The following is a 19,130-nucleotide window of genomic DNA, read 5'->3' on the forward strand; positions in this document are numbered from 1 at the left end:
ATGCCTTAAATTTAACCGTTTAGAAATCTATAAATTTATGGCTTTTAGTTATTGTTCTTTCAAAACTTCATATGTTTTTTAGGCTCAATGTAAGTAAAAACGAGTTTTCTATTTACATTGAGTTTAAATAGTAGTTGTATTTTTTGATGATTTTTGTTAGTGTTTTGAACTAAAAAAGCAGTTTAAAAATTCAATAATTTTGCTTCTTAAGTTAAAATTTTAGCTTTTTTAGTTTGTTTTATTTGATTAATAAGCAGATTTTTGTTCGTGAGTGTTAGATTTAAAATTCAGTGTTTTTGCTTTGATAGTTATTTTTTTGACTTTGCCAAAAAAGTTAAAAAATCCCCAAAATAAACCAAAAAAATCAACCTTAGTGTTAATTTTTTTGTCCTGGTTTAGTATCAAGGTATTTTGACCTAAATTGTAAGTTAAGTGTATATGTTGCGCTTGAACTTACAATTTAGGAACTTGAGGAAACTCAAGTTTTTTGCTATAATTAAACAGGATAAAAAGGCAATAGGGGATTGTGTGAACATATCGTATGAGCCATTATGGAATCTTTTGAAATCAAGAAATATGAACAAAAAAGATTTATTAGAAAAAGCAAATTTAACAACAAATTGCATAGCTAATATGGGAAAGAATGAGTATATATCACTTAGAAATATTGAAAAGATATGCGAAGCACTTCAATGTAATGTAGAACAGGTTATTAGTTTTAAAAAATATGAGGGTAATGATATGTTAAAATTTTTTGATTTTTGTTCAGGAATTGGCGGAGGAAGAATTGGATTAGAAAACAATGGACTAGAGTGTGTTGGTCATTGTGAGATAGATGAAAAAACTGCAGAAACTTATAAATTATTTTTTGATGATGGTAGAAATTTTGGAGATTTAACCAAAGTTAATATAGACAAATTACCTAATTTTGATTTTATGATTGCAGGATTTCCGTGCCAAACATTTTCAATTGTAGGTAAAAGGGCAGGGTTTGAAGATGAAAGAGGACAGATAATATACTCCTTAATTGAAATTATGAAACAAAAAAAAGTAAAGTATTTTATTTTAGAGAATGTTAAAGGATTGATAAATCATGATAAAGGAAATACTTTTAAAACAATCAAGGAAGCACTTGAAAACATAGGGTATAATATCTACTATAAAGTCTTAAATAGTCTAGATTTTGGCGTTCCTCAAATTAGAGAGAGAATATATATTGTTGGTTTTAAAAAAGGATATGATAATGGTATGTTTGAATTTCCTATCAACAATTTATCAAATAAAGATTTTTCTTGGTTTATCGACGAAGATAATAACTTGGAGTTAGATATTTTAGATAAAACATTTCAAAAGTATTTATCAAATAAATATAATCAAAACAAGATTGCTAATGAACAAGTGTTAAGTCTAGAAAATTATGTCATTGATTGACGACAATCTGATTTGCGCAAATATGATAAAATCTTTCCAACATTAAGAGCTGGAAGACACGGATTACTTTATATAAGAAATGGGAAAATAAAAAAACTTAGTGGATATGAAGCATTGTTATTACAAGGTTTTCCAAAAGATATTGCAGAAAAAGTAAAACAAAATGGATTAAATAATAATAAAGTATTATCTCAAGCAGGAAATGCAATGACGGTAAATGTTATAGATGCTATTGCTAAAGCAATGATTAAAAATATTAGAGGTTAGGTTAAGAATATGGGTGAAATTGATAAAGTAAAACTAGGGTCGAAAACTGCAAAAGACGGATTTAGAAATGAACAACATATAGCAGATAAATTTAATGATTGGCAAAATGATGATGAAGCTAAAGAATGGTTGACAATTATGGGCTATACTTTAGAAAAAATTGAATATGTAAGAGCAATTGTTATTAGAGGATATAAAGCTGATTTGAATGTAAAAGTACAAGTTAAATTAAAGGATGCACTTGATATTGAAAATATACAAATAAAACTTGTAAGCAATAAGAAAGGGTTTAATCAAATAGATAAAAGATGATTAAAAAGTTATAACGAATTATGGAATATTCCATTGAATGTATATAAAATCTTGCGATATTTTACTGGAGAATTAAAACCTTATAAAGATAATGTTAGAGATAATAGAAGAATGTTTATGGACGAATTAACTGATGAAGAAAGAAACTTAGTTTTAGATTGGTTAAATAACAATAAGTTGTTAATAATATCTGATATATTAAAGGGACGAGGAGAATTTTCAGCAGAATGGGTTTTAGTTGCACAAAAATTACAAGAAGATGCTAGATGGGTTTTGAAAAATATAAATGAAGTAATAAATCATTATTTTGCAGATGGTAAAGTTGAAGTAAGTCCTGGAGGGTCGATAAAACTTGGTAAAGTTACGCTTCAAAGAAAAGGCGGGGACAATGGAAGACCGACTGCAAATATGTTACAATTCAAGATAGATCCGACAGAACTTTTTGATATATAAATTGTCAAGACGATTAGATAAAAATCTAGTCGTCTTTTTTAATACAAGAAAGGACCAAATATGCAAACAGAAAACAAGAAAAAAATAAAATTAAATATAGAAGAACAGCTAAAACAGGAAAAAAATAAAACACTAAAGTAAAGTGAAATTAAACTATCAGAACAAAAGAAATAAAAAAAAGAAAATGAAATGGTAAGAGTATAAGAAAAATTACAAGAACTAGAAAAGAAGATTATGAAAACTATATATAGAGGATAATCAATATAGAAAAGGGAATAGATCATGAAAAAAGTATTAGATGAAATATAAAACTTATACTTAAATAGGCCTTGTAGTCTTTTGAATCATATGTTGACTCAAATGTTAGAGTGAATATAATTATAAATATATCTGTTAAAGTAAATTTAACGGATTTTTTTATTTGCATAAATACCGATAAAGAGTGAAAAACTTACAATAATGTGATATAATACACAAAATATAGTAATTTGGAGAGAGAAGATGAAAATTTCCTATAAACCATTATGGCATATGTTAGTTGAACGAAAAATGAATAAAGAAGATTTGAAAAAAGCTTCTGGTATTAGTAGTAATATTGTAGCTAGAATGGGAAAAGATGAAAGTGTAAGTTTAGAAACGATAGTAAAAATATGTACCGCACTAGATTGTAAAATTGAAGAAGTGGTTGAAATAATAAGGGATACAAAGATTTAAAATGAGTAAGAATCTTAAATTTATAGATTTATTTTCAGGAATAGGCGGATTTAGGTTAGCGCTTGAAGAGTTGGGATTAGAATGTGTATTTAGTAGTGAAATAGACGAACATGCAATAGAAATGTACAAAGCTAATTTTGGCGATAATTCTAAATGTGATATTACACAATTAAATCCAGATATATTGCCTAATTTTGATATTCTTTGTGCAGGATTTCCTTGTCAAGCTTTTTCAATTAGTGGAAAGCAAAAAGGTTTTGAGGACAAAGTAAGAGGAACTTTGTTTTTCGATATTTGCAGAGTATTAAAGGAAAAAGAACCTAAAGCATTTATTTTAGAAAATGTTCAAAATTTAGAAAAACACGATCAAGGAAATACTCTATTTATAATGATAAAAACTTTGAATGAACTAGGATATTCTGTTTCATATAAAGTTTTGAATGCTAAAGATTTTGGTGTACCTCAAAATAGAGAAAGGATAATAATAATTGGAAATAAAGAGGGTAAGGTATTTGATTTTAGTGATATACAGAAAAATAAAGTAAGTTCAATGTATGAATTTCTTGATAAACAGGGTGAATTTGAATACTTAGATGAAACAGACTACACCTTAATAAAAACAGAAAGAATTAAGACGCAAAAATCAGGGCTTATTTTTTGTGGGCATCGAAATAAAAAAATTCGCACAATTGGAGTAAGAAAAGGAACAGAATATTTATCAAGAACTCATAAACAACCAAACAGAATTTATTCTGCTGAGGGAATACATCCAACAATTACTTCTCAAGAGCAAAGCGGAAGATATTTTATTTATGTTGATGGTAAAGTTAGAAAACTGACACTTAATGAATGTTATAAGTTTATGGGATTTCCAAATGACTTTATAAAGGTTGGGACAAAAGCGAAATTGTATGAAAGAATAGGGAATAGCGTTTGTGTACCAATGATAAGAAATGTTGCTAAAGAAGTAATAAATCAATTTTGGAATGAAAGTGAGGGCAATGAAGTGAATGTGAGTGAGTTTTTAGAAAAAACATATAATGACAGTTTGTCAATTAAGTCCTTAGATGAAATTGATTTAACAGATACTCAAAAAGATTATATTAAGTCAATTGTTAAAAAAGAGGAAACCTTAAAAGGTGTATATACTGTCTTAATTACAAGTTTAGTGTATAAATGTTTGCATATGGAACAAGATATTAGATTACATCAGGCAAATATGGACAATGGTTATAGCGGAAGAAGTTTTGATACTAAATACATTACTCCATTTATGAAACAGAAGCAGTTCTTAGGAGCAATGAAAGAGTCAGGATGACTAACAAGAAGTCTTGAACAGAATATACCATACAACTTAGACTTTCCAGGTAAGATAAATGATAAAGTGGTTAAAGACGCTTTCTTAAAGATTTTAAATGATATAGAAGAGAATGGGGCTAAACCACAAAATTATTTAATGGGAATCTTTCATTTGAGCATAAAAGCAAGGGAACTTAAATCTATTAGAGTGATAAACCCGGTAGAAAGAGAATCGAGTTTGAGTATAAATGAGATAATAGATTTGTTAGAAAAACATTTTTATTATAATTATAAAAGTAGAGGAGCTTCCATATTGCCAGTAGTTGCACTATACAGTGTCTATGAATGTATAACTAAAGAGTTAAAAAGATTTGACGATAAATTTTTACAGCAAATATCATCTCATTATAGTTCTGATAGAAGTAGTTGAAATGCTGGCGATATTGTAGTTATAAATAACGATGGAAGTTTATATGAAGTTATAGAAGTAAAGTTTGATATAGCACCAGACTATATAATGTTAGATGATGCCTATAAAAAGTTTTCTAATACAACAATACAAAGATATTATATATTAAGTACATTGGCTCCTAAAGATGATGAATTAGAAATAATTCATGATTTAGTTGAAAAAATTAAAACTGAACATGGGTGTCAAGTAATTATAAATGGTGTATTTCCGACCTTAAAATATTATTTAAGATTGTTAGATAATACAGATTTATTTATACAAAGGTATATTCATAACATACAAACTCATCCAGAAATAAATGCAGAACACAAAATAGCTTGGAATGTATTAACAAAAGAAAAAATATAATACTAAAGGCGATTAAGAAAAAAATCTTAGTCGCTTTTTCTATGCTTAAAATTCAAAAGGAGAAAAATTGTGAAAACTAAAACTCCCGAATTTCCCGGTTTGATAAGATAATCTATTGAAAAGTATTATTAGAAGTTTATCCTGAGTTTCCCAGTTTGAAGGCAAAAATTCACTTTTTAGTGAATACAAATATAAAAAAATACCGGTAAATCGGTATTTTTTTATCGTAAAACCTTATTTTTTATTAATTCCGTTTAATTACATTTTTAAATTAATTTTTATGGTATAATTATAAATTATGAAAAAACAAAATTTGGTTTTATTTAATGTTTGAGGAAACTCGAAAGATAAACTATATAAATATGTTGGCTGAACACAAGGTTACGGTAAAGCTCCAAAACGGTGATTTAGTTTAGGAAATGTGCAAAATTTGGAAAAAATTAATCCAAATGCTATTCAAATTATCAAAGAAAAGTTGAAATTGTTTTCAAATTTAGATGACATGAATAAAGTCAAGATTGCTTTGCTTGATTCTATTAAAAATTCCACCATAATCGAAGGTTCGGTTTTTGTTGGTGGGGAATTAATTGAAAAACTTATTGAAAAGCACAATATTTTTGAATCACTTCCTAAAAGTAGACATAAAAATATGAAAGAAATTTTTAACTACTTAATTTCAAAACGGATCACTGATCCTGGCAGCATTATTAATGCTTTTGATAAAAAAGATGACTACTCAAATCAAATAAATACTTCCAAAAATAGCTTTTATAGACTCTTAGATCTTGTCTTTGAGTCACAAAATCAACTTTTAAATAGTGTCAACAAAATGGTAACAAGTGAACTTGGAAAAAGGGACAATGAATTTTATTTTGACTCATCAACAGTCTATTTTGAGACATTTGAAAGAAATGGATTAAGAATTCCTGGTTATTCTAAAGATGCTAAATTCAAAGAAGACCAAATTGTCATTGGCTTAGCGTGTGATAAAAATGGTATTCCTTTTCATATTAAAGTTTTTAAAGGAAATACAGCCGATTCTAGTACATTAATCCCTTTTGTATTAGATGTTGAATCCAAATATAATATCAAAAATATGACAATAATCGCTGATCGCGGCATGTCAACTGCTGCAAATATTCGATTTCTTGAATCAAGAAACTATAATTTCATTATTTCTTATCGTGCAAAGGTAGGAACTCAAAAATTTAAAAATTATTTACTAGATCCTAGCGATTATGTTAATGTAAGTGCGGATTTTAAGTATAAAAAAGAAGAATTTTATTCATCTTATAAGAATAAAAGATACACCGAAAATATTAGAAGAAGAATTATTACTTACAGTACAAAAAGAGCGATAAAAGACAGAAAAGCTCGCGAAGAGCAAATCCAAAGTTTTATCAAAAAACAAAATAAAGACGGTTTTATCGAGGTAAACAAATTGTTTGGTAAAAAACCTAAATATTTTAAGGAAATTTCAAACATGAAATTTGAATTAGATCAAAGTAAAATTGACAAAGACAAACAGTTTGATGGTTACTATGTTTATGAAACAAATATGCTAAATTTGAACGTCTTAGACATAGTTGAAAAATACCAAAAACAGTGGAATATTGAAGCTAATTTTAGAAGTCTAAAAGGTTTGTTGAATATTCGGCCCGTATTTTTAAGAATTGACGAGCATATCCTAGCTCATACACTTTTGTGTTTTATCTCGCTAGTTATTTTAAAAACTATAATCTTTAAAATCAACAAACATATCAGCGATAACAAGTTATTTGAAAACAATCAATTAACTGAGGTTGGTTTAGTAACGATGTTACAAAAATTGAGACAAAGGGTTGAATTTAACACTTTAGATCAGCAAATGATATTTAAAAATCGCGATGGTGTCCCTAGTGATCCGAATATTTGAAATAGGTACGATTTTTACTTTAATATCTTAATAAATAGGTAAAAAAAATTGTAATTAACTTTTAACAAAAAATTTAAAAAACTGCCTAAAACCAGATGCTTTTTTAAAATTACCTTATGAAACTGGGAAACTCGGGATTGAAAAGTATTATTAGAAGTTTATAAAAATGAAAATAATTTTTAAAATTACTAAAAGAACAGCATGTCTGCTGTTCTTTTTTCTTTGTGTTTATATTATTAAAATTATTCAGGTAGTTCAGGCGGTCTGAATGGACCTAACATTGCATAGTAATTAAGTGGGTCGTATAATAGTGGATGACCAGTAACCTTGTGGGTAATGGAGATTATTCAAGAAGATTTGTGTTGTTGATTTTCAAAACCTTGGGATTCTCATCTTTGTTCCCACCAATTTCAATGAAGAGTGGCTCTAGATAATTCTGGAAAATTATTCGATCCTTCCTTATTTTTTATATATAAGATATCTCAATCGTCACTAGTATAAGGAGTACCACCATGACCGCCTATTCCTGTTTGTATTCAAAAGTCGTAGTTATTATTTTGCGATCTAGGAAGTGCTCTATTTAAAAAGAAGACATCATTAAGAACGCTATCATTTGTTGTCCATTCAAATGAGGGCGCAGATCAGAACACTTTTGAAATATTTTTTGGAAATTTGTTAATTCGAGGAATTAAATTATCACTATCAAACTGTTGGCCTCATCTTCGGTTTCATCTTTCCCAATAATTTCGTCCTTGATTTACTATGGATTTAGCATCATGGGGTGTAGCGGTAGTTGTATATGGCATCACGTGCCCTGTGAGTCCATAAGGTGAATTTAAAACAAATGAATAAGTTGATGACAAACTACTTATACTGTCCGTTTTGAATTGTAGCGATATTGGCAAATGAACAACTTCCCCGGCTGGATATCAAAGTGGTTTAGCATTTCTGAACTTTTCAGGGAGTTGGAAAGTTCCTAAATTAGTTTGAACTCTTCAGTAAAGTGTCAAATATTTTATTCCAAGCCCAACATCAGTTTTTGTCCTAATTGCAACAGGCGGTTCGGGAACATCAAGTTCTCGAAGCTGAGTTTGGCCTCAATTTCTGTTGTCGAAAATTCCTCTGTTAGGCACACCAAGAGTGCGACTAAAATTCAAATTATTAGGTCTTTTATTAATAACAACTTTCAGCCAATCCTGTTCATCATAAGGTGTTAAATGTGGGAATTCCCCAAAAGGATTGTAATCTTTCCCAGTTTTTTGAATTAAATCAAGTGGATCATAAATTGCATAACTAAAGCCAATTAGCCCTGGATTCATATAGTCAACATTAGTTGGAGTTACAATAGCCGCACTAGATTGGATTCTAAATGTTATGGATTGGGGTTGGGCGGGGGTAGATGTGGTAATAACACCAGGCTGAGTGCTTTGAGCACTATTCACATCCTTGCTAGGATCAAGATGATAATTATTTATATCTTTCATTGTGATTTGAATTTGCGCACCAACAATTGATTTTAAAGATTTTGGCTGCAACTTAAATGTTGCCGTTGTCTTTAAGGGGTCTCACTGTAGGTCGGATAAGACAACATCACCATTAAATTGACCTCTTTGTTTTTGAGAATAACTTCCTGTATTAGTTAGCTCTTTTTCGACCGGTTGTTGAGCTGCTGTTTGTCGACCGCTGTGCGTAGTATTAGGTATTAATCTGACTTTAAGATTTTGCTTTAATCATTCAAGATTTATCGCTGTTCCAGCTTCTTTATTAAATTTGACATAGATTTGCTCGCCTTCATAATAGTCATATCTTAGCGGGTGAGATCAAGCTGACTCAAGACTAACTGGCACATTAAGTGGGGCAAAATAAATTTTGTCTTGATTACTTCCGCTTCTAGAATGCTGCTTAACCGGTAGGCCATCAACTGTTTTAAGGTATTGCAATAGTTGATCACCATTATAATTAAGACTTTCAATTTTATGATTTTCATTTATCCTAAAATCACTAGGAGCAATTTGGGTTACTTCATAAATTGCTCCTGGTTCAAGATTTGAAATATTAAAAGTTAAAGTTTGAGTTTGTGGATTAATTAAAACTGGATTTGAACTTATATCTTGAATACCCAAATCTTCACCTTGATATATAGGAAAGACTTTTTTGTATAATACCGAAAAAGGAACATCAGCAATTGAATCAGCTTGTTTTTGATTTTTTAGTTTAACACTAAGATTTACAGTTGTGGTTGAAATTGGCTTTAGGGTTACCGCACCACTATCAGCTAAATTTAATTTTTTAGCTGTTGTTCGAAACTCTCGCAGATCCTTTTTTGCCCCTGAGGCAATTTCGGGAGCAAATGCAACAGTTAAATCTTGGCTAAGTTGGTTTTGGGTTGAACCTCCAGTACCTCCGGCACCACCATTTCCTTTTAATGTTAGAGTTATATTATTATACTCGGTAAATTGATCTAAAGAAGAAACTTTAAAGGTAATTTTATTATTGTTATCAACAGGAGGGGTAGAACCTTGTATAGTTCCCTCTTTTGGTTGTTGAGGTTGAGCTGGTTGTGGTGGTTGAGTTGGTGTAGGATTTTTCTCAGTAACAGTAAATTTAGGGCTAAAGCCAGCATCTTGGATATCTTTAGTTCAACCTTCAAGTTCAATTGTAGCATCATTATCATTAATTTCTGTTTTAACAATATTTGTTATTAAAGGTTGAGTAATAAAATCAAGAATAACTTGGTTATTTGAGCCACCTGAAGCAGAACTAGTAGAACTTGAACCGGCGCCACCTGAACTTGTAGAAGTAAATTTTCAACCTTGAGTTAAATTAGGATTTTGAACTTTTGAAGCCTCATCAACTTTAAGATCAACAGTTTTTGATGTCAAGGCATTAATTTTGTATTTTCTTCCAGGTTCAAGAATATTTAAGAATCTAAAAGTAGCTTCTAATTTATCACCACCACTACTTGAATTAGTAATAGTAGTTGTAGCTCCAATTGATTGGGACTGATCACCTTTTTCTAAATACAATGTAACAAGATCGTCTTTTAAAAAAGCATCATCTTTGTCAAATTCTAATTTAATTGTTGCCGAATCAGTTGTAACTTCACTAATTGTAGTATTAATTAATTTAGTTTTTTCTGCTATTGAGTAAAACTTACGTTGCAAGGCACTTTCTTGACTAATTGGGGTGTCGAAGGTGATATCTTCTCTACCTTTTTTAATTGACTTAATAATATATTGTTTTGCTTTTTTAAGGTTAGAGTTAATTTGAAATTGTAATGTTGAAGTAATTTGTCCGGCTGTTGGGGCTAATCGTTTTGAACTACTTACGGTTTTCTGTCTTGAATCTCAAGTAGTTGGAATATATTTATTTCCAAATTCTTCGTCAATTTCGGCTGATAGTGTTAAATTTTGATTATTTAGTTCACCATTGTTGTTGTAAAATTCAACATCAACATTAGTTTGACCTTCTGAGACAGCCTCATATTTAATTGCCTTAATTGCATTTTTTGTTTTTAAGTCAATAGTTGAATTATTTGCTGGTGGAGTTACTTTTAATTCTTGAGGCAAACGAACACCAAATCTGTCTTGAACCCCTTCTTTTAGATTAAATATATAATTTTTAATTTTATATTTATCCCCAGGAATAAGATCCTTAGCTTCAAGAACGAGTTGTCTTTTTTGACCAGAATTAATTATGCTTGAAGCTTCTATTTGTTTTGATTCACTATAAAAGATTTTTCTTTCAACAGATTCAAGCTCAAGTTGAATATTATACTTATCTTGTAAAAAGATTAGATCGTCTCTTTCAAGCTCAATTTGGAAGTAACCACTTGTAAGTTCGGCACTGTTTTTTGTCTGTCCATTGACTCTTATATTTGAACGTTCTGTGGTTGAACTTGTTACATTTTTAATTGCTGTTGTTTCAACTGTTGTATTAACAATTGTCTGTCATTTTTCTGACTCAGAAGTTGCTAGTTTTTTGTCTTCAGGTTGCAATTTTTCTTTGTCAATATAAAGACTTAATGGTGTAGTACCTTGGCCTCTAGCTGAAAGACTAATTTCTTCAATTAAGTATCAAGAACCTTTGTCGAGCCCTCCTAGTTCAAATTCTAAAAAGGTAATTCCAAAATTTTCTTCACTTTCTTGTTGAGCTTGAACTGCTGGACTTGGTTGTCTTTGAGGCACTCTAACTGTGACTGAATCAATATCTTTGTTTGTAGATCTAGCACTAGCCTTTGTTGGGTCTCACCAACCGTAGTCATTATTTTTTCTATTAAGCTTTTTATATTTAATAATAGCTCTATGATTGCTAAAGTCTAATTTTTGTGAGTTTTCAACAGCTAAATTTAGTTTAATACTTGTTTCACTAGGAACATAAGTCATTTTTGTAATTAGCGGGGCGGTATTAAAACTAAATGAAGACTGAAGACTTGGCTGAGAAGAGAAATTAACCGCAACTGGGGCATTAGGATCAGGAACAATAATTTTAATTTGTTGGGCTTCATCTTCAAGACCAATTATTGTATATTGTGCTCCTGCATCTAAATTATCAAGATCAAATTCATAATAATAATGAGCTCGGTCAGGTTGATTATTTAGTCAACTCTGAGAAGCGTTGCCTTGAGTTGTCACTAACCTAGCCTGAACAGAAGTTGATGTTGTATTAGAAATTCCTTGTTTTGAAGATTTATAAACTAATTTTAGTCTTGTTGATTTTTCTTCAAGTGGTTTGTCTTGGCTTGCGAAAAATACTCTAACTTTTGCTTTTTGCCAAGGCTTAGCGGTTTGCCCCTTATCTAATTGATAAGTAATTCCTAAGGCGGTAGCAGATTCAAAAGTTGTTTTAAATTGTTTTTCTTCTGCGGCAGTTGCTTGTTGGCCTGAGTCTTGCTGTGCATTTTCTTGAATTTTTTGGTCGTCAAATTCAATATTTTGCTGATTTTGGAATTGAGTCTGAGCACCGCCAAGGGTTGTTGGGTCTTGGTTTTGGGCTTGATCAAAAACTAATGAAGTAATGCTATAGTCAGTATTTTTATCAAGATTTTTTAATTGGAAGACAACTTTTGAAGTTTTCTCAATTTGATCAGCAATAATTGTGCCATTTTCTTCCATTGTTTGGTTAATACCATATGTAAAGGTTCCTTTTACAGCTTTACCAATAAATGAACCATTTGGATCTTCGATTACTAGTTCAATTGTTGCACTTGTTTCTGAAATTGCTTTTTTACGGATTGCAATTATTTTTGTATTTGTATAAAAACTACGTTTTGCAATAGTAACTGATTCTTTAATTGCAATTGGTGGAACTTCTAAATTTGATAACAAAGGAGAAGTTTTTAAATCTTCATGTTTAAGAAAATCAAGTGACTCAACAACATATTTTCCTGGTTCATTAATATTATTAATTGTTACTTCAACAGTTGGCTCTGGAGCGCTTGTATTTACTGTTGATTTAAAATCGTTAAAATTGTTTGGGTTAATTTCAACACTTTGACCTAAACCTTTTGGACTTTTATAGTTAACTTTGATTTTTTGGTGTGTTTCAAGAAAGGCTTTGAATTTTGGATCAAATTTAATTGTTAGTTTTGCATTATTTTGACTAAAATCAGGTTCAATGTCAATTGACTTTACATCAACTTTAGCTGGATAAGTTAAAAATGCTCGTTTTTGTTCGGCTTGAGGTGAGAAATTAAAGAGTCCTGAATTTTGACCATTAGTTACAGTGTTAGCAGTTAAAACTCTATCTAATTTATTATTTGTATCATAAGCAATTTTTGTTATGTAATATTGAGCAAAGGGATCTAATCCGGTTAGCGTAAATTTGAATGTTGTACTGTCTTGAATTGGCTCGTCTGGTGATTGTTTAGCTTGACCACTTGTTGCAGAAGTTTTTTGTAGCTCTGCTAATACATCCCGGATTGTGTCTTTTGCCTCATTACCATCAACAACTTTTTTAAACTGAATTTTTGCTTTTATTGATTTTTGACCGGCTTGAATATGTTTAAATACATCACCAGTATCTTTAAGATTTAAAATAAAATCATAATTTTCAGGATTTGCATCATTACGGAACTGTAAAATTGAATTAACAATTGGTAGAGTTGCAAATTTTTTGGTTTCTTCAGTTACTTTTGTATCAAAAACAAAATTTAATGGCTTAGCTGAACTTGTGCTACGACGACGTCTGGTGCTGCCACCAGAATCTTTTTGTTTAATTCCTAAAACACGAAATCCGGTACCTTTTTCAAGGTCTGTTAGCTCAGCTTTAAATTTAACATTAGCTTGGTCAACGGCATCAAGAGTCAATGGAGCAGTTTTTTCAATAGTTGAACCAGTTTGATAATAAATTAACTCTAACTTATCTTTATAGTCAACATGTTTTAAATACTCATCAGTTTTATCAAAAGTTAAAGTAATTGTTGCACTGTCAACTTTTTTGTCATTAATATCAATTTGGTCAATTTTTGCTGATTCAGGTCTAATAGTAAATTGACCACCAAATTCAACTTGACCATTTCCAGCAACATTTCCTTCTATTTGTGTTTTTGTCCCTGGATCACTAAGTTTAATTGCAAAATCTGAAAAAATTTGATTTGAACTTGGATTAGTTTTTGTAGTTGGATCAACATCGATCCGAATTGCTTTAGAACCACCTGGAATTGTTTGTTCTGTTTTTACTGTATCAGCTCAAGTTAGACTAAATAGTTTATAAATAGCATTTTTTTCTAAGTCTTCAAATTCAAAACTAAATTTAGAGTTTTTAATTTTTCCTTTTTTTGTAACATTATAAACTGTTTGTTGTTGAAGGTCTTCTCCTTTTGCATCAACAACTTTTTGTAAAGTTGCTTCAACATCACGACCTTCAAATCCACCATTTGTGATATTTCTTCCGGCAAGTGGGTCTTTGATTGTAAAACTAGCAAGATATTTTGTCTCAGAAATTTTATCAATTGAATAAGCAATTACTTCTGGTTTAGTTGCAAAATAAAGTTTTGATAGAACTTCAGGAGTTGTAGTTTGTTGGGTTCCTTGGGCTTGCTGAGGATCACTAAATTTGAAAGTTTTTAGTCTTTTTGGACCGCCATCAACTTCTGGGGTAATATCTTCTACTTTTGTAAGAACATATAAATTTCCAGGGCTAACTGAATCAAGACTAAGGTCAATTGTTGGCTTTGTACCTTGACCTTGACTGCTTTCAAATTCTTTTTGAGTAGTTACTTGATGGCCGCTTTGGGCATCTTGGAAAGTAAATTGAAGTTTTCTTTTTGTATTAGCACTACTTTGGTATAAAAATTGCTCATTTTGGGCAAAACTAACTCTGACTTCAGCACTTGTATTATCAGATTTATAACTAATATCAGTAATTGTTGCTGATTCAGCATCAAGTACAAATTCTTTAGTTACTGTTTGGTTTGGTTGACCTGGTTGGCCGGCAGTAGCAGCACCGTCAAAGCCATCAACTTTTTCTCCACCTTGAATTTGGTTAGGTTGAGGCTGAGCTGGCAGGCTATCAAGAACTTTTAGCTCTTCAATTTCGTATTGACCAGCTTTTTCTAGACCGCTAATGTCAAAAACAGCATTTCCGTTAATTATTTCAGCACTATAAACAGTTGGAATTTGACTCTGAACTGGTTGTCCAGATTTTGATTTAATTTTAATTTGTAAAAATTTATTATTTCAATTAGCACCATTGTCATTTAATTTAACATTAATTTGAACAGAAGTCTCAGAAGTTGAAATTGGCTTAATTTGGGCTAAACTTGGTCTTGGTGAGAAAAATTGTTTTTCAAAACCAGCCTGAGTATTTGGTGAGTTGTCAAATTCAAATTTGAATTCTTGTTTCTTTAGATCAAGTTCATTTCGTACTTGGGTAGAGTCTTCTTTTAGTTTAATATTTTCAATTTCGTATTTATCTCCGGGAGATAAATTGTTTAATTGGAAAGTAATTGTTTTGGCTGATGTATCGACAGTTGCCTCAACATCTTGAGAAGTACTTGTGTTATTTGATAAATTTCTGTAGGTTAATTGAAGTGTTTTTTGGCTTAAATAGTCATCAACATTATCAAGAGTAAGTTTAACATTTAAAGAGGTTGTCTGAATTGACTCAGTTTCAATTTTGACAATTTTTGCAGTCTTAGCTGTTGTAACAAATGATTTTTTGTCCTCAAGACTTGTATCTGTTTCAAGTAGTTCAATTTCTTCTTCTTGAATTGCAGCAGTTTGAGAGTCAACATTAACTAAAACCGGATCTAAACTACGCTTAGAACGTCTTGAGGCAAAAGTCTGAACACCAGAATTAGTAGCAGGAGCAGCTTCTTTTTCAAATTTAACTGATTTAATTTTATATTTTGTTGCCTTTTCTAAATTTAAAAAGGTAAAATCATAAATTCCATTAAGACTTGTTCTGCTTAAGATTAAATTTTGACCTTGAGCTTGACCTTGAGCTTGACCCTGAGTCCCAGCAGCTCCGTCAATTTTTTCTAACTCAACAATTAATTTTTTACCGGCAGTATATCTTCCATCATCTTTGAGTTCAAGTCGAAGACGGGCTTGGGTTTCAACTTCAGTATCAAATTCAATTTTTTTAATTACTGCTGCAGTTGCTATTATTTGGTCTTTATAAAAATCAAGATCATCTAAATAAATATCAACTTTTGGTGTGCTTTGTGGAGCATTATCATCTTGGACTTGTTCAAAGCCAAGAATTACATATTGCTGACCGTTTTCTAGATTTGTTAGTTCAAAAGTTGTTTTTTGGCTGGCAACATTTGTTGTTGCTTCAACAATTTGTTCCTGTTGCTCACCACCGTATTTTTTAAAGCGAACTTTGAGTTTGTTTTTGTTAAGAAAATCATCAAGCTTTTCGGTGGTGTTTCCGGCTTGAGCATTTTGGTGATTTGGTATAAAATCTTTACCAAATTCAATTTCAAATTGAGCGGTGTTTTTAGTTCGATTTGTTAGCTGAATTTTTGTAACATTAGCAGTTTTTGGAATAGTTTCAAATTGACTTTTTTCTGCTGAGTCAAGTAGTTTATCTTTAAAAGGAATTAAAACTGCGGTTGTATTAGTGTCGGCAAATTGAGCAAGGGAACGGCGAACACGCCCGCTGGTCTGAGCAGGAGCAGTAGCAGGAGAAGTTGCTGTACCTTCAAGTTCCAAAGAGTTTTTATCTATTTCATAAAGACCTTGTTTGTATAGGTCGGTAATATCAAATAAAATACGTGCACTATTTACTTTAGCACTAATTTTTCCTTCTTTAAAGTTAGCGGTTGTTGCTAGTGCCTCATCACCATTTTTTGCTTTTAGACGGTATTTTAGTGTTGCTGTCTTACCATTATAGACACCTTTTGCATCAGCTAAAATGAAAGTAGCAATTACACGCTGCTCGTAAGAATTATCATAACCTACTTCAATAATTGCACTCTGGGTGAAAAATGAAGACTCACTTGAGTCAAATTTATGATCAGCATCGCCAAATAAAATATTTCTTTCAGTAAGTACTCTGTTTGTATCTTGATTGTTTAGTTCAACTTCTTTTGTAAGAACAATCGAATTAATATTGTATTTTGAACCAATTTCAAGATCTTTTAGCTCAAAAGTTAAAGAATTATCATTATTTTGACCAGTAGTCTGATTTGCAAAAGCGGATAAGAGTTTTGATGAACCTGCAAGAGAATAGTAAATTTTTACTTTGTCATTACCAATTGCCTTAATTGTCTCAGGACTAAAAGTTACTTTTAGTTTAGCGGTTGTTTGTTCTTCTCTAGTATTTTCAATTTTAGTTAAAACCAAAGGAGCATGAACACCAAATATTTTTTGAGCCGGAGTTATTGTTTTTGAAACGCCTAAAATATCCGAATCACCTTTTGATGACTTATAGTCTTCAACTTCAATTTTTTCAATTAAATAGTTTTGTCCTTTTGATAGCGAATTTACTTCTAGATTGGCAATTATTGAATTATTTTCAATAATTGCATCAATAGTCTTAGAAGTCCCGCCAGGTATTAGTTCTTTATAAGTTATTTTTGCTTTTTTTAGTGACTCTAGGATATTTTTAAAGGCAATATTAAGTTCAACTGCAGTGTCAGATTTGGTTGTATAAGTAATTGAACTAACAGCCGGACGGGTAGTTCAAGTTAGTTTATTTGTACTAATATTAGGACCAAAATTTAAAAATAATTTATTAACAAATTCGTTTGCAGAATCAGCAATTCCGACTGAGTCAATTAAATAATTAGTTCCGGGTTCAAGGTTAATTAAATCCCAACTAAGAACCAATTTATTACCATTAATACTAAAAGCTTGTGCCTGAGATTTAATTAAATTACTTGATCCAGCCACTTTAAAGTATAGAGTTGCAATTTTATCTTTAATAAAATCATCAACTGAATCAAGAATCATGCTAATGCGACTTTGATCTTCGCTAATTCGGTCAACAACAACTGATTCAACCATTGCACTTGTTGCATTAGTAAAGAACTTTTTCTGTTTTTGGTCAAAATTTTGAGCAAAGAAAATTTGACTAGTCTGGGGTTGACCATTTTCATCAAAATTTGTGGCATTTTCAACAATTTCAAGTGATGAAATTGTAAAGTGTTTTTCTTTTGGTAAATTTTTTGCCAAAGAAAATAGTTTGTTTCCAACCACTTGGGCTGAACTTGTCAGCATTTTAGTTGGCTGGTCATCAGCAAAGAAATTAATTTTTACTTCTTTGCCATTTAACATTAATGATTGGTCATTGAATTTAATATCAAAACTTGAGGTATTATTTGCATCAACAAAAGTTCTAATTCGGGCAATTTCAGGTGCTGAAATAAATGAAAGATTATTATTTGTTGAAATTGCCAAAGAGCCAGAATTATTCCAAATTCGTGAAATTCAGAATTTGGTTCCCCCAGGAATTTGTTTTAAATCTAAATTAGCAAAAACTTTATTGTTTTGGACTATTAAGCTAACATCATTTGCAACACCAAATTGGAAATTGTCTAGTTCGTCTTTGTAATAATATTCTAAATTAATTTTTTCATTTGGATTAATTTTAATATTTTTGTTTTCAAAAGCCAAAGAAATCTCGAGTAAAGCTGAATTTAGACCGTAGGCTTTTTGGCTAAGATTTAAAATTTTACCAGCAATTGGACTTGGGGCAAAATAACGATTAGCCAAAGGCGAAATTGCCAAATCAAAAAGCTGATCAGGATCATCAAAGTAATATTTTATGCCAACAATTTCGTATTTTTGGTTGCGATCTAAATTTCTGAGCACAAAACTAGCTTGTTTTTGGTCATTTTTGGCAACAAGTTGTCCTTTTGCCTCAAGGATTTTATTTGAACCAATTTCTTTGTAGTACAAAATTAAATTAGCTGAATCAAGTAAATTTTGTGAGTCAAATAAATCAAGATCTAAAATTGTATCATTTTCAATATCATAATGACTAAATTTTTCAACTTGATTTTTTGTTGAAAAAAACTGCGATGTTTTTGAAAAACTAAAATAATAACGCGGATTATTTGGGGCTACAAGTTGTAATTCATAAATTGAACCACCAAGCAAATTATCGGCATAAGTATGAAATGTGTCAGTTTTTGGGTCGTACTCGACTTTAGTTTTAACACTATAACGTGATTTTTGACTAATATAAACAAGTTCTAAGTCAGCTTTTTTTGCCCAGTCAGTATCTTGTTTTGTTTTACCTTGGAGTTTAAAACTAAAATCACCTGAATTAGGACTTACATTATCAGCAACAAAATTTTGGACATAGATTGTTTTTGGAGTAATTACTTTGGCAAGATAAGGCGAGAGCGAAACAATAGCACCGGTTAAAAAACCGCTGCTTGCAAGTAATTTTTTACTAAGATGGTTGTTAATTGTTTTATTGTTTTGGTATTCTTGATTTGCTTTTTTCATAATTATCTCCTTT

6 protein-coding genes are annotated in these 19,130 nt (G+C 30.6%); 5 read left to right on the forward strand and 1 reads right to left on the reverse strand.

The annotated features are described in order from the left end of the window. Nucleotides 1-576: 576 nt before the first annotated feature. The 5 genes from dcm (QJQ40_RS02075) (at nucleotide 577) to QJQ40_RS02095 (ending at nucleotide 7,253) form a co-directional block, all read left to right on the forward strand. A complete protein-coding gene (gene dcm / locus QJQ40_RS02075; RefSeq protein WP_196243086.1) occupies nucleotides 577-1,698 on the forward strand; it encodes a DNA (cytosine-5-)-methyltransferase in 1,122 nt (373 codons plus the stop codon). 9 nt (nucleotides 1,699-1,707) lie between these two features. Next, nucleotides 1,708-2,463 (forward strand): hypothetical protein, encoded by a 756-nt coding sequence (locus QJQ40_RS02080; protein ID WP_282860987.1) that lies wholly within the window; start codon nucleotides 1,708-1,710, stop codon nucleotides 2,461-2,463. A gap of 549 nt (nucleotides 2,464-3,012) precedes the next feature. After that, the gene (locus QJQ40_RS02085; protein WP_230577090.1) at nucleotides 3,013-3,177 is read left to right on the forward strand and encodes a helix-turn-helix domain-containing protein; all 165 of its coding nucleotides are present in this window, start codon (nucleotides 3,013-3,015) and stop codon (nucleotides 3,175-3,177) included. Nucleotide 3,178: 1 nt separating this feature from the next. After that, a complete protein-coding gene (dcm, locus tag QJQ40_RS02090; protein ID WP_282860988.1) occupies nucleotides 3,179-5,296 on the forward strand; it encodes a DNA cytosine methyltransferase in 2,118 nt (705 codons plus the stop codon). A 298-nt stretch (nucleotides 5,297-5,594) separates the two neighbouring features. Further along, nucleotides 5,595-7,253, forward strand: a complete 1,659-nt coding sequence (locus QJQ40_RS02095) for an IS1634 family transposase (RefSeq protein WP_282860989.1) — start codon at nucleotides 5,595-5,597, stop codon at nucleotides 7,251-7,253. A 200-nt stretch (nucleotides 7,254-7,453) separates the two neighbouring features. Here QJQ40_RS02095 and QJQ40_RS02100 read toward each other — a convergent pair whose 3' ends face one another. Next, a complete protein-coding gene (locus QJQ40_RS02100) occupies nucleotides 7,454-19,117 on the reverse strand; it encodes a DUF1410 domain-containing protein (RefSeq protein WP_282860990.1) in 11,664 nt (3,887 codons plus the stop codon). Nucleotides 19,118-19,130: the final 13 nt, after the last annotated feature.

This window comes from Mesomycoplasma ovipneumoniae (genome assembly GCF_030012565.1).
Taxonomy (GTDB): Bacteria; Bacillota_I; Bacilli_A; order Mycoplasmatales; family Metamycoplasmataceae; genus Mesomycoplasma; species Mesomycoplasma ovipneumoniae_D.